Source organism: Bacterioplanoides pacificum (assembly GCF_042648445.1).
Taxonomy (GTDB): domain Bacteria; phylum Pseudomonadota; class Gammaproteobacteria; order Pseudomonadales; family Oceanobacteraceae; genus Bacterioplanoides; species Bacterioplanoides pacificum.
Genome location: NZ_JBHRYB010000013.1, coordinates 361549 through 374286, shown reverse-complemented (window position 1 = coordinate 374286; position 12738 = coordinate 361549). Strand labels below are relative to the sequence as shown.

At 52.4% G+C, this 12738-nt stretch carries 13 protein-coding genes and 1 riboswitch; of the genes, 12 read left to right on the top strand and 1 reads right to left on the bottom strand.

All coding sequences use genetic code 11. The features are described 5' to 3' along the window. The first annotated feature begins 244 nt into the window (after positions 1–244). From ACFOMG_RS12930 to ACFOMG_RS12910, 5 genes are all read left to right on the top strand, one after another. Positions 245–472, top strand: coding sequence for a hypothetical protein (locus ACFOMG_RS12930; protein WP_376867134.1), 228 nt, complete (start codon positions 245–247; stop codon positions 470–472). Between the two features lie 122 nt (positions 473–594). Further along, positions 595–990, top strand: coding sequence for a hypothetical protein (locus ACFOMG_RS12925; protein WP_376867133.1), 396 nt, complete (start codon positions 595–597; stop codon positions 988–990). A 35-nt stretch (positions 991–1025) separates the two neighbouring features. After that, positions 1026–3767 carry an ImpA family metalloprotease gene (locus ACFOMG_RS12920; RefSeq protein ID WP_376867131.1) on the top strand — a complete coding sequence of 914 codons (2742 nt, stop codon included), beginning with the start codon at positions 1026–1028 and terminating at the stop codon, positions 3765–3767. Next, positions 3733–3855, top strand: coding sequence for a hypothetical protein (locus ACFOMG_RS12915; protein ID WP_376867130.1), 123 nt, complete (start codon positions 3733–3735; stop codon positions 3853–3855). The genes ACFOMG_RS12920 and ACFOMG_RS12915 overlap by 35 nt, the downstream gene beginning before the upstream one ends. After that, a complete protein-coding gene (locus ACFOMG_RS12910) occupies positions 3839–4042 on the top strand; it encodes a hypothetical protein (protein ID WP_376867128.1) in 204 nt (67 codons plus the stop codon). Before ACFOMG_RS12915 ends, ACFOMG_RS12910 begins: the two co-directional genes overlap by 17 nt. A 323-nt stretch (positions 4043–4365) precedes the next feature. Here the strand turns inward: ACFOMG_RS12910 and ACFOMG_RS12905 are convergent, their stop codons facing one another. Further along, positions 4366–4809: an META domain-containing protein gene (locus ACFOMG_RS12905; RefSeq protein ID WP_376867127.1), complete on the bottom strand. Its 444-nt coding sequence runs from the start codon at positions 4807–4809 to the stop codon at positions 4366–4368. Between the two features lie 309 nt (positions 4810–5118). Between ACFOMG_RS12905 and ACFOMG_RS12900 the strand changes: the two genes are divergently transcribed. The 7 genes from ACFOMG_RS12900 (at position 5119) to rarD (ending at position 12734) form a co-directional block, all read left to right on the top strand. After that, positions 5119–5685, top strand: a complete 567-nt coding sequence (locus ACFOMG_RS12900) for a DUF2147 domain-containing protein (RefSeq protein ID WP_376867125.1) — start codon at positions 5119–5121, stop codon at positions 5683–5685. Positions 5686–5754: 69 nt separating this feature from the next. After that, positions 5755–5864: riboswitch (TPP riboswitch) on the top strand. 116 nt (positions 5865–5980) lie between these two features. After that, positions 5981–7894, top strand: coding sequence for a phosphomethylpyrimidine synthase ThiC (thiC, locus tag ACFOMG_RS12895; protein ID WP_376867123.1), 1914 nt, complete (start codon positions 5981–5983; stop codon positions 7892–7894). Continuing rightward, complete coding sequence (locus ACFOMG_RS12890; protein ID WP_376867122.1) at positions 7894–9033, top strand: FAD-dependent oxidoreductase; 1140 nt, start codon at positions 7894–7896, stop codon at positions 9031–9033. The genes thiC and ACFOMG_RS12890 overlap by 1 nt, the downstream gene beginning before the upstream one ends. Further along, the gene (thiS, locus tag ACFOMG_RS12885; protein ID WP_376867120.1) at positions 9030–9248 is read left to right on the top strand and encodes a sulfur carrier protein ThiS; all 219 of its coding nucleotides are present in this window, start codon (positions 9030–9032) and stop codon (positions 9246–9248) included. The genes ACFOMG_RS12890 and thiS overlap by 4 nt, the downstream gene beginning before the upstream one ends. A gap of 2 nt (positions 9249–9250) precedes the next feature. Then, complete coding sequence (locus ACFOMG_RS12880; RefSeq protein WP_376867118.1) at positions 9251–10057, top strand: thiazole synthase; 807 nt, start codon at positions 9251–9253, stop codon at positions 10055–10057. Between the two features lie 159 nt (positions 10058–10216). Then, entirely contained in the window at positions 10217–11758 is a 1542-nt protein-coding gene (locus tag ACFOMG_RS12875; protein ID WP_376867116.1) for a bifunctional hydroxymethylpyrimidine kinase/phosphomethylpyrimidine kinase, read from the top strand. Between the two features lie 82 nt (positions 11759–11840). After that, positions 11841–12734, top strand: a complete 894-nt coding sequence (gene rarD / locus ACFOMG_RS12870) for an EamA family transporter RarD (protein ID WP_376867115.1) — start codon at positions 11841–11843, stop codon at positions 12732–12734. Positions 12735–12738 lie beyond the last annotated feature (4 nt).

The following is a 12738-nucleotide window of genomic DNA, read 5'->3' as shown; positions in this document are numbered from 1 at the left end:
AAGTGGAATAACGCTTGTGGTTAATGCGCAGAGGGAGCTGGCAAAGCACTGAGACAAGCACCTGCTGATAGCCCTGAACGCCACTTTCATAATCAGTGGTGGCCGGGTTGAACTGCAGCATATTCACAATATTTTAACCACCGAGCTGAGCGGCCATGAAATAGGTGGTAATCATTTTGTTGGTCTGGATGGCAAGCTCGACTGGAAATTATCGACTTACGATAACCATTTCTATTATGGCGATGTGCCAAACGGCAAAGACAACAGTTATTTTGTCGCTAAATTTACCCAGAAAAATGTCGTGTTTGACGGCCTGCAATACGACGCCGATGGTGAAGGGCGTTCGAATAATATCATCGACGGTGGTAACAGCTCTTCTTACAGCCATAACGATCGCCTGATGGTGTATTTCGATATGAACAACATCACCAACGAGCCGCTGGGCCAGCGCCAGCGGCTTTTTTATTACTGACGGCAATGTGAACTGTCGCGCAAAAACAACCATAACCCCGGTACTGGCTCGCAGATTCATTGAGCGCTTGTTCAGTGGCGTGCTAGTTTGCGCCGGTTATTGATCAGTAATAAGAAAAAAACATGAAAAAACTCGTGAGTGTGGCGTGCCTGGTGTTATTAACGGCCTGCAGTGGCGGCGGTGGTTCCGGTGTGGAAATTAATGCCGAACCGGACCGTCCGGTATTGCCGGAAGTTGATGTGGCTGCGGTACAGCAGTTACGCGGCTATTTAAACGGCGTTGCAATTGGCGCGGCGGCGGCACTGCCGGCGGGTGACGGTCCGATTATGGCGGCGATGAACAGTTCTGGGTATGGCGGCGGATCGCCGTTCCGGGTCGGTGGTCATGCCGCACTGCAATGCAGCGGTGAAGGCGATGCGCGTCGCTGTCAGCTGGCTCCGGGCCAGGCGTTTGATAATGTCAGGGTGTATCACAAAGCCCTGAGTGAAGCGGAAATTCAGGCGTTATCACAACGATGAGCCTGATTTTAATCACCGGATGGGAATAATAACTTATGAAAATCATACCCCTGTGCCTGACGTTAGGCAGCCTGATATTACTGACCGCCTGTGGTGGTTCTGGAGGTTCTGGCGACAGCCAGCCGGTGGTGCAGGAAAGTGCACTGGATAAAGCGTTACGCAGTGGCGACGTGCGGCCGATCAAGGATGAAGCATTGTTGCTGGATGCCGCGCTGAGCGATATTAATGCTCAGGTCGGTCATTTTGATGGTATTAAACGCAGCCTGTTTGGCAGCGGCAGCAGTGGCCTGAGCCAGTTAAGCTGGAACCCGAGCCACGACTCATCATTAATTGCCAGCCAATATCCGTTTAACGATGTGGTGTTGTACAGCAACTCCAGCTGGCAGGAAGGTAATGAGGTGCACCAGCTGCCGCTGGCGGTGGCGGGCAGCCGCAGTCAGGTCAGCGAAAACAGCCGGTATCTGGTGTTTGGTGGTAACCCGCTGCGTACCAGCCATAACGAGTCGTTTGATCAGTTTCTGAATAATGCGATGCACTGGCTCAGTGGCGTAACGGGCAGTACCCAGCGGCCGCTCAGAGTGGTAATCAGTCAGCTGGATCAGAGTTATTATTTTCCTGATCGGAGCGCGGTACGCAGCTGGTTTGATGATCATTATCAGGGTGAAGTCAGTTATAACGAGGCGAGCAGTTGTAACGGTGCGGCGTTAGCGGGCTGCCTGGAACAGGCGCCGGATATTCTGCTGGTATCGCAACACCTGCGGAATGACGCCGAGCTGGCTCCGGCACAGGCGGCAATTAAGCAGGCCCTGCAGCGAGGAATTCCTCTGTTATATGTGCATCACAACGGCGATCATAAACCGCTGGGTAAAGCGATTTTTGAGCTGCTTAATGTTGGTTTTAATAAAGATAATTATTGGTCCCGGCTGGGGCTGACGGATTTTAATCCGCAGAGTCTGCTGGGCCGTTTACCTGATAATATGACCGCGATTAAAACCTTGCTCAGCAATTTTAAAACGGCCGATTTTAACGTCGATTTAACCGCTTGTGAGGTGCGCAGCTGTCCGCCGGACTCCGGTTTGGAATCCGCCTTTTCAGCCGGTGCCAGCGCTGTTAAAGCGATGTTTAATCAGTACGATGCCCGTCAGTTCCGTCTGTTCGATCAGTCATTGTCAGCCTACCGGTTACCCAAACTGCTGATTTTACTGGCGGATTATTATCGTCGTGAGGTGCGTTATCCAATGGATAAAAACACCACGGATACCCTGGCATTTCTGCAGTCGTTTTATGCCGATCATGCCGTATATAACAGTCGTGATCTCAACCCGGTGCAGCCGGATATGGGGAATTTCAGCCGTTCGGATTTCAGCCATATTACTCCCGAAAACGTTAACGTCACGCTGACGGCAAAACCGTATTTCCGCTCTGCCGGAGTGTATGCGATTCCCGGTGTCACCATGACGGTCAGTCGTAAGGACAATGCTGCGGTGAGTACCCATGTATTTATTAATACGCTGCGAACCGGAGCGACCCATATTTTCAGCGATAATCAGTACAATCGTCCGTATTACCTGAAAAGTCAGGCGATTGAAATCAAACCGGGTGACACCTTCCGGTTTACCTCCAGTTACGGTGGTCCGGTACAGATTGGTTTTGATCAGAAAGATGTTGACGTTGAGTTTGAATTTAAACAGGTGGGCCGTCATCCACACTGGCGCGATAAAAATGATGACGCTGATTTTGCCGCAAGGATGGCTGCAGCGGAATACGATTGGGCTGAAATTGCCACCGCAGGTTTTGAAGTGCATTCACGCCTGCCAAAACTGAATGCTTCTCTGCAGGACAGTATCTGGCCACTGGCGTCCGATTTCGCCAATGCCACCATGCGATATACCCATAATAAAGTGCATGTGTTAGCCGGTTTTCAGGGGCCGGGTATCGATAAGGTGGGTGAAATACACGACTTTATTGCACAGCGCGGGCTGGCTATCGATACCATTGATATCGTTAAACATATGAACGCCGATCAGCCGACCTGTGGCTGGGGCTGTTCCGGCAATCCTTATGATGCCGGCTGGAATTTCAGCCCGGTAGGGCATGGCGATATTCATGAACTGGGCCATGGTATCGAACGTTCTGAAATGCGCTTTGAAGGCTACGGTGGCCATTCCAATACCAATTTTTATTCGTATTATGCCAAGTCCATATATGAGGAGGAAACCGGCGAAAGTGCCTCGTGTCAGGCATTACCGTTTAAAGAGCTGTTTGAGGTTCTGCAACAAAGTAAAAAAGCCGACAATGCATTTGATTATGTCGCTGCTCAGCGCAGTGGTTCAGGGAGTGAGCACCACGCTATTTATCTGCAACTGATGATGGCAGCACAGCAGATGGGTAAGCTGGAAAATGGCTGGCACCTGTATCCGCGGCTGCATATCTGGTTGCGCCAGTACTGGCAGGCCGATAGTGACGAAACCCGCTGGCTGGCGATGCGCAATAAACTGGGCTTCGACAGTTATGGTTTTAATGAACTGGCGGATATCAGCCGTAACGACTGGTTATTGATTTCCCTGTCGGAAATCACCCAGCTCGATCTGGTGAACTGGTTTAATCTCTATGGTTTTAGTACCAATCAGAAAGCCCGTGATCAGGTTGCCAGTAAAGATTACGACAGCCTGGGTGATGTATTTTACAGCGCCGATGGCAGTGATTTCTGCCGTACCTTGCAGCACCAGGAACTGCCACTCGATGGCAACAGCAGCTGGCCTGACAGCGCCGATTAACTGCTTGCCGCAATGGCAGCAGGCCGACGCACTGCGTGCCGCATTGCCGGCTTTCTCTGGTGGCGCGGGCAATGCCAATGCTGATTGATCAGCGTAACGGTTTTTATTTCCGCAGCGAAAACGGTGCTTTGTTATTTGGCCTGCGCGACAGCCAGGGCTGTGTAACGGATGCCACGCAGTTGCCGGAGGATATTCACAGCCTGGCATTTCCTCAGGACCCCCAGGGCTGGGCGGCGCTGGAAGAAAACTGGCAGGCGCTGATTGCCCGTTATTAGCGCAGGCGCAACTGAATCATTACATCGCCGGAGTCTCGAGTTATACCCCGGATGGTAAGCCGTTATTAGGGCTGCTGCCTGGCTGGTGCAATGCTTATGTGGCCAGTGGCTGCAGTGGTGCCGGTATCGCCAGGAGTGGCGGCATTGGCCGATTGTGTATTAGGTCAACAGGGGACACTTGAGATAGCGTGTTACCCGCCCGAGCGCTTTGCCCGACACAGCCTGCAGCTGGATTTTTTCAGCGCTGCTTTCCAACAACAGTGTGCACCGGCCGCATTTTCTGATTTACCTGGCCGCCGGCGATAAACCCTGAGGGTTGAGGGTTATGGCGCGGGGTTTTGCTGAATCAGTTTCAGCCGCGGCTCGCCCTTGTCATCGGAAAAAATCACCCAGTGGTTATCCTGCCACTGGTAACTGACCGACTCACTCAGCGCCTGCAGGAATCTCTGTTCCTGTTGCATCAGTGCCGGCGCACAAGCCCGCCGGGTGCTGGCCGGGGCGCTGATCCGGATATCTTTGTCGTGCTGGCTGAAGCCGGCGTTATAGCGGTTACAGCCGGAAGAACCCGCGATACGTTCAGCGTCAATAAACACCAGAGTCAGATGGCTGGCGTCGATAATGCCACCGCCATTAACCGACTCCACCTGCCACTGGCCGGTTAACGGTTGTCGCGGCTCTGCAGCGGTTGTTGTGCTGGCCGGCTGCTGAGCACAGCCACTGGTCAATAAAGCAATGAGCGCAAGCGCGCGGTATTGGGGCAATAACATCGGCGTGTTCCTGTGGTTGATCCGGTATTGAATCCTTCCGGATGATACCAGAGTCAATATTCCCCCGGGTTGCTACTATCGTTCAACCGCCTGGTGTACTGGCCGATCCGCTGTGGCGGCACCCGCCGTCATGGATATTGTCCGCTATCCGCAACACTGCATCCGCCGCACTTTTGGGTTGCATTTAAGCGCCGAAGAATTAAAGTGGTCAGGCCAATTGCGCCAGTTAAGTTGTCGGCCTGGCGCTGATCACAATACCTATAACACGAACAACACCAATAACAACAAACTGCACTTTGAGGTCAGTTCATGAAAAAAGTACTCACTATGGCGGCATTGGGTCTGATGTCGTTCTCTTCTGTCGCGGACATTGCTGAAGGTCGTTGGGTAACCATTGATGATGAAGATGGTTCCCAGGCATCGGTGGTCGAGATTAAAGTGTCGCAGGACGGCGAACTGAAAGGCACTATCGTAAAATTATTGCGCGAAAAAGATCAGGGCAAAAGCTGCGAAGAATGCCCGGACGAATTTCATAATCAGCCGATCGAAGGCCTGACCTTTATGTGGGGGCTGGAGCGTGAAGGCGAAGGTGAATGGCGCAGCGGCCGCATTCTCGATCCGAAATCCGGTTCGATTTATAAATCCAAACTGGACGTTGCTGAAGACGGCCAGTCGCTGGAAGTCCGTGGTTACATCGGTGTGTCCTGGATTGGTCGCAGTCAGGAATGGTTACGTTACGATGAACCGGTAAGCGCCGCTGTTGAAAGTCTGCCGGCTGACGCCGCTGACTCTGATACGGCAGCCGCCGTGGAAGCCGTCAGCGAAGCGGCAGCGGCACAAGCTGAGTCCGCCAGCAAAGCGGTGGCGGCTGAATAACTGTCCATCCTGCTAAAGGATGATGACACGGCGGCTTGTAAGTTAACGCCAGCCGCCGTATGATTTTCGCGAATTCTGTCGGGGTGCTCTGCCTGAAATGGGGAGCTGAGATCGCATAAGCGGATCCCGTTGAACCTGATCTGGTTAGAGCCAGCGTAGGGAACAGAAAAGCAGCCCGCATTCTGCCTGTGGGTCTGTGTGACGGGCAGGCTGTCTTGCCGCCCTGATTATTTTCTTCCTGTCCGCTGCCTGCCTGATCGTTTTTTATTTTCTGAATGTAAAAACGAGACTCAGCATGGCAAATAACACTCCCAGCGCTACGGCGTTAAAAGACGCTATTAAAGTCGATGAATTATCCACTCAGCCGTTTCCGGCCTCGCGCAAGTTATACGTCAGTGGCAGCCGCGCGGATGTACGCGTGGGCCTGCGTGAAATTGAATTAACGCCGACTCAGTTGGCGGAAGGTAAAACTGAATATAACCCTCCGGTACGGGTATACGACACCTCCGGCCCTTATACCGACCCGGATGTCAGCATTGATGTCCGCAAAGGATTAACCGCACTGCGTGAAAACTGGATTGTGGAACGTGGCGATGTGGAAGAACTGGCGGCATTCAGCTCCGATTACGCCAGAATCCGTGAGATGAATATCGCGCTGGAAGATTTACGTTTTGAATTAAAGCGTAAACCGAAAAAAGCCAAAGCCGGTCGCAATGTGACCCAGTTGCATTACGCCCGTCAGGGCATTATTACCCCGGAAATGGAGTACATTGCCATCCGTGAGAATCTGGCGCTGGCAGAAGCTGAGTTAGAAAAAGCACTGGAAACCCAGCACCCGGGAGAAAGCTTTGGTGCCAGTATTCCGAAAATGATTACTCCGGAATTTGTCCGCGACGAAGTGGCCCGTGGCCGTGCGGTTATTCCGAATAATATTAATCATCCGGAAACCGAACCTATGATTATCGGTCGCAATTTCCGTACTAAGGTAAATGCCAATATTGGTAATTCGGCGGTAACTTCGTCCATCGAAGAAGAAGTGGAAAAGATGGTGTGGGCCACCCGTTGGGGCGCCGATACGGTGATGGATTTGTCTACAGGTAAAAATATTCATGAAACCCGCGAGTGGATTATCCGTAATTCGCCGGTTCCTATCGGTACTGTGCCTTTATATCAGGCACTGGAAAAATGTGGTGGTGTGGCTGAAGACCTGAGCTGGGAATTATTCCGCGATACCCTGATCGAACAGGCGGAACAGGGGGTGGATTATTTCACTATTCACGCCGGGGTGCGACTGCAACATATTCCGTTAACGGCCAACCGGGTGACGGGGATTGTATCGCGTGGCGGTTCTATTATGGCCAAATGGTGCCTGGCACATCATCAGGAAAGTTTTCTGTATACCCACTTTGAAGAAATCTGCGACATCATGAAGGCTTACGATGTGTGTTTTTCTTTGGGGGATGGTTTACGCCCGGGGTCGGTGGCTGATGCCAATGACGAAGCCCAGTTTGCTGAATTGCGCACCCTGGGTGAATTGACCAAAATTGCCTGGCAACACGATGTCCAGACCTTTATTGAAGGTCCGGGTCATGTGCCGATGCATATGATTAAAGAAAATATGGATGAGCAGTTAAAACACTGCCATGAAGCACCGTTTTACACTTTAGGGCCATTAACCACGGATATCGCACCGGGTTACGACCATTTCACTTCCGGCATAGGTGCAGCGTTAATCGGTTGGTATGGCTGTGCCATGTTGTGTTATGTCACACCGAAAGAACACCTGGGTTTGCCCAATAAAGATGACGTTAAACAGGGCTTAATTACCTATAAAATTGCCGCTCATGCCGCGGATCTGGCGAAAGGCCATCCGGCGGCGCAGTTGCATGATGATGCGATGTCGAAGGCACGGTTTGAATTCCGCTGGATTGATCAGTTTAACCTGGCACTGGACCCGGATACCGCCCGTGCTTACCACGACGAAACATTGCCGAAAGACGGCCATAAAGTGGCGCATTTCTGTTCCATGTGTGGTCCTAAATTCTGCTCGATGAAAATTTCCCAGGAGGTGCGGGATGCCTCTTCGGATAATCCAAACTGGGCGGCTGAAGCACAGGCAAAACAGGCGGAAGTTGAGCAGGGCATGGCGGACATGTCACAGCAGTTTCGTGAGCAGGGCAGCGAACTGTATCACGTAGCTGAAAGCTGATGGCGGGGTTAGATTATCAGCCGCTGGTGATTGTGGGTGCCGGTTTGCTGGGACGGTTAATTGCCTGGCGGCTGGCGCGGCAACACCCACAGCGGGCCGGACAAATCCGTGTGCTGGAAAAATCAGCGCCAGCCCAGCTGGAATGTGCGGCAAATACCGCGGCGGCGATGGTGGCCCCTTATGCCGAGCGGCATGTGTGTGACGCTTCCTTGTTCGAGCTGGGTAAACGCAGCTTAACCCTGTGGCCACAATTATTAACTCAGCTGCAACAGGATTCGGGTGTGGCTGTGGATTACGGCAGCCAGGGTTCGCTGGTGGTTGCCCATCAGGCCGATCTGGGCGAGTTGCAGCAGTTTGAACAGGAAATGTCGCAGTATGGTTTATTCACCCCTGAGTGTGTGCGCAAACTGAACCGGCAGCAGGTTCAGGAACTGGAGCCCGGGCTGAATCGTGGTTTCAGTGGTGGTTTTTATTTACCCCAGGAAATGCACCTGGATAACCGCGCGTTGCTGCCGTTATTGCAACAACAGGCGCAGCAGTTGGGGGTGCAGTTTGAATTTAATTGTGATGTCAGCGATGACGAGTTAACCGCGATCAGCGAGCAGGCCATCGTACTTGATTGTCGCGGTGTCGGAGCTAAATCGGCTCTGACGGCCAGTCAGCCGTTACGGGGAGTGCGCGGCGAGGTGTGCTGGATTGAATCGGCGGAGGTATTTATCAGCCGGCCGGTGCGCCTGTTACACCCGCGTTATCACTTGTATCTGGTGCCTAAGGGGCAAACACCTCAGGGCGCGTATCGTTATATTCTGGGTGCTACGGAAATTGAGTCGGAGGATAAGTCACCACTCAGTGTGCGTTCGGCGCTGGAGATGTTAAGCGCGTTGTATTGTTTAAGTCCGGCGCTGGCCGAGGCCCGGATTATCGAAACTGATGTGAATTTACGGCCGGCGTTTAACGATCATAAACCGCGGGTGATTTACAGCAATGCCAACCTGATTCGACTGAATGGTCTCTTCCGTCACGGTTTTTTATTGGCGCCCGGTTTTTTACAGCAGTTTGAATCTCAGTTAATAACCAGCCACGGGCTGTCGCTGGGGCTGGGTGGCGGTATCAAAACCAGCGAAGGAGCATCAATGTGAATCTGGCAATAAACGGTGAACAACAACGCTTTGATGTGATTCAGACGTTGCAGCAGCTCCTGATGACACTTGGCTATGTCAGTGCTGCTGGGGTTGTACAGGGCAATATTGTGGTTGCCTTAAATCAAACCATTATTCCTGTGTCGCAGTACGCTGAAACGCAGCTTAATGATAACGATCAGTTAGATATTCTGGGTGCAATTACCGGCGGTTAACGATGACGACAGACAATACAATGACGATCGCCGGTGAGGCAATTAACGGTCGCCTCTGGCTAGGTACTTCCCTGTATCCTTCGCCGGAAATTATGCGCGACAGCCTGATCGCCGCACAACCCGGCTTTGTCACTTTATCGTTGCGGCGGCAAACCGCGCAACAGGTGGCGGATAACGGTCACTGGCAGTATGTGCAGACTTTTGTTGAACAGAGTGGCTGTAAAATTTTACCCAACACCGCTGGTTGTCACAGTGCTGACGAAGCGCTGTTGCTGGCTAATATGGCGCGCGAATTATTTAAAACAGACTGGATTAAACTGGAAGTTATCGGTGACGATTATACCTTGCAGCCACACCCTACTGAGTTACTGAAAGCGGCCGATACTCTGGTACAGCAGGGTTTTAAGGTGTTGCCTTATTGCACCGATGATCTGGTGTTGTGCAAAGAGTTACTGGCGGCTGGCTGCCCGGCAGTGATGCCCTGGGGCGCTCCGATCGGTACCGGTAAAGGATTATTAAACCGCCATCAGTTAATGACTTTACGAGAGCGCCTGGCGAACGACGTTTTAATTATCGATGCCGGTCTGGGGAAACCCTCACAGGCGATGGATGCGCTGGAACTGGGTTTTGATGCGGTGTTATTAAATACCGCCGTGGCGAAGGCGCACGATCCGGTATTAATGGCAAAAGCGTTTTCTGATGCGGTCAATGCCGGGCGGATGGCTTACCGGGCTGGCATGATGCAGGAGCGCCAGGTGGCCAGTGCGTCAACGCCAACTCTGGGAATGCCATTCTGGCATCAGAGTTAATAGCTTCTTAGATAGCGCAGCAGAAAATAAACACAGTGTTATTTTTTGCCGCCGCGCCGAAGGGCCATCCCTGGCCCTGCCGCGCGGACGCGACATCCTGTCGCTGCTCTCAAAAACAACACTGTATTTATTTAACGTTCCCGAATGATTGATTCGACTATGAATGAAACCAATCGCAATAAAATCTGGGCCATCAGTGCATCGGACAGCTGTGCCGGAGCTGGAATGCAGGCCGATTTAAAAATGGCACACGCACTCGATGTCGAGTGTGGAACGCTGGTCAGCGCACTCACCGCACAAAGCAGTTGGGGTGTTGATGCTGTTGAAACGGTATCCGTCGAATTTCTGCAGCAACAATGGCAGTCACTAAAAAAAGATGGTTTTCCACAGGCGATTAAAATTGGCTGGTTTCCCAAAGACGAAGCTTTTATTAACTGGTTAGCCGACAAACTGAGCGAATATAAAAATGAGTTACCGGGCGGATGGATAGTCTGGGACCCGGTTTTATCTGCGTCGCAGGGAGGTTTGGCAACTGGTGAACTAGCGCTGTTAAAACAACTGTTGCCGCTGGTGGATGTCATAACGCCGAATCAACAGGAGGCACTGCAGCTCAGCGGTTGTCAAACAGCTGCTGAAGCCGGAGAAGCGCTGCAGCAAGCGGGTGTTTCTTATGTGGTGATCAGTGGTGGTGATTCAGATATCGATTGCGACTATGTTCAGAGTTTATGTTTTGCCGGCGCGAATATTTCTGAACCGGAGCAAGCGGTATTAACGCAGTTTATTATTCAGCAGCCACGTATCAGGCAAGAGATCCATGGCAGCGGCTGTCACTTTGCCTCTGCCGTGGCTGGTTATCTGGCTAACGCTGAGCGTATTTATGATGCGTTGCTGCTGGCTGCCGCCAATATGAGTGTGGTGATTCAGCAGGCGTCATACACGCCGTCCGGCTATTTAAATGCCTGGGCTGACGTGCTTGATAAAGACGGAATGGGAAATTTAGCCGCCGGACAGTGGCCGCAGGTGTATCCGCTGACCGGAGCCGTTAACCTGGAATTTCCTGTGCTGCAGCGGCCCCTGGGGTTATATGGTCTGGTTGATAACCTGGACTGGTTAACACAGCTGCTGGCACTGGGGGTCGATACCCTGCAGTGGCGGGTAAAATCACGCGCGCAGTATGAGCAACAATTCGGTCCCGGCAGTTACCGCCGTGATATGCAGCGTGCGATTGAGTTGTGTCAGCAGCACAATATTCCGCTGTATATTAACGATGACTGGCCGCTGGCCATTGAACTGGGTGCTTATGGTGTGCACCTGGGTCAGGAGGACTTGTTGGCAGCCAATCTGAGTGCCATTGCCAGCGCCGGTTTAGCGTTAGGTGTCAGTACCCATACGGAATGGGAAATTGCCCGGGCGCGCGCGTTTAAGCCGTCGTATATCGCTTTTGGTCCGGTCCATCCACCACTATCCAAACAACTGAAATACCCACCGCTGGGATATACCAGGCTGAGCAACTGGTGCGCCCGCGTTGGTCAGGAATTCCCGCTGACCTGTATCGGCGGTATTACCGGCGATAATATCGCTCATATCCGAGCCTGTGGTATGTTGTCGGCGGCGATTGTTACCGACCTGATGCCAGATGATGACTTAGCTCAGCGCCATCAGCGTTTACGAAGTTATTACCCGGGGGCAACAGAAGCCTGACGGCGGTAAACAAGCGACACAAAACATCACTGGCAGCTTGTTGAGGAAGTGGTTAATATCGCGCTTTTTCTGTTGAGCCGTTATGAAGCAGGATACTAATCAGGGCGCATTATTCGCCACGCTGGCGTTTGTCTGGTGGGGACTGACGCCACTGTATTTTAAATGGCTGGGTGATATTGCCCCGTTTGAGGTGCTGGCCAACCGTATTGTCTGGTCGTTTTTGCTGGTGTCATTGTTGTTGTGGTTCAGCTACAAGGCGTCGGGGTTGCGCAGCATTTTTGCCAGTCCGAAACAGGTGATGGTGATGATAGCCAGCTCGGCCATTATTGCGGTTAACTGGCTGACCTTTATCTGGTCGGTCAGTGTCGACCGGGTACTGGAGGCCAGCATGGGGTATTACATTAATCCGCTGGTGTCAGTTTTTCTTGGCATGATTTTCCTGAAGGAGCGGTTGATTCCGGTACAGCGGGTGGCACTGGCACTGGCGGCAATTGGTGTGTCGGTACAGGTGATTGCGGTGGGGTATCTGCCCTGGATTACTCTGGTGCTGGCCTTCAGTTTTGGTTTTTATGGCTTGTTGCGTAAGCTGGTGCCGACCGATGCTTATACCGGCCTGTGGTTTGAAACGGCAATGGCTACGCCGCTGGCGCTGATTTATCTGATCTGGATTGATGGCGGTGCAGCGTTAGCCGCGCCGTCTGTGGATGGTTTAAAGCTGGCGTTGGCGGGCGTGGTCACGACTGCGCCGCTGATCTGGTTTGCGATGGCGGCACGTCGTTTGCCACTCAGTACACTGGGCTTTTTTCAGTACCTGGCGCCAACCATTGCGTTGTTGTTGGCGACTCTGGTGTTTGGTGAAACTCTCGACTGGACAAAAGTCCTCACCTTTGTGTTTATCTGGGCGGCATTGCTGCTGCTGATTGGTCATAATCTGCTGCAGCGCCGCCGCCAGAGCGAGGCGCTGGCGGGTAAATAAAGCC

Excerpts from the sequence above, each read along its gene's own strand:
- ACFOMG_RS12925 (WP_376867133.1), top strand. The coding sequence starts at position 595 with ATGAAAAAACTCGTGAGTGTGGCGTGCCTGGTGTTATTAACGGCCTGC.
- ACFOMG_RS12915 (WP_376867130.1), top strand. The coding sequence starts at position 3,733 with ATGGCAACAGCAGCTGGCCTGACAGCGCCGATTAACTGCTTGCCGCAA.
- ACFOMG_RS12905 (WP_376867127.1), bottom strand. The coding sequence starts at position 4,809 with ATGTTATTGCCCCAATACCGCGCGCTTGCGCTCATTGCTTTATTGACC.
- ACFOMG_RS12900 (WP_376867125.1), top strand. The coding sequence starts at position 5,119 with ATGAAAAAAGTACTCACTATGGCGGCATTGGGTCTGATGTCGTTCTCT.
- ACFOMG_RS12875 (WP_376867116.1), top strand. The coding sequence starts at position 10,217 with ATGAATGAAACCAATCGCAATAAAATCTGGGCCATCAGTGCATCGGAC.
- ACFOMG_RS12890 (WP_376867122.1), top strand. The coding sequence starts at position 7,894 with ATGGCGGGGTTAGATTATCAGCCGCTGGTGATTGTGGGTGCCGGTTTG.
- rarD (WP_376867115.1), top strand. The coding sequence starts at position 11,841 with ATGAAGCAGGATACTAATCAGGGCGCATTATTCGCCACGCTGGCGTTT.
- ACFOMG_RS12910 (WP_376867128.1), top strand. The coding sequence starts at position 3,839 with ATGCCAATGCTGATTGATCAGCGTAACGGTTTTTATTTCCGCAGCGAA.
- thiC (WP_376867123.1), top strand. The coding sequence starts at position 5,981 with ATGGCAAATAACACTCCCAGCGCTACGGCGTTAAAAGACGCTATTAAA.
- ACFOMG_RS12880 (WP_376867118.1), top strand. The coding sequence starts at position 9,251 with ATGACGACAGACAATACAATGACGATCGCCGGTGAGGCAATTAACGGT.
- ACFOMG_RS12920 (WP_376867131.1), top strand. The coding sequence starts at position 1,026 with ATGAAAATCATACCCCTGTGCCTGACGTTAGGCAGCCTGATATTACTG.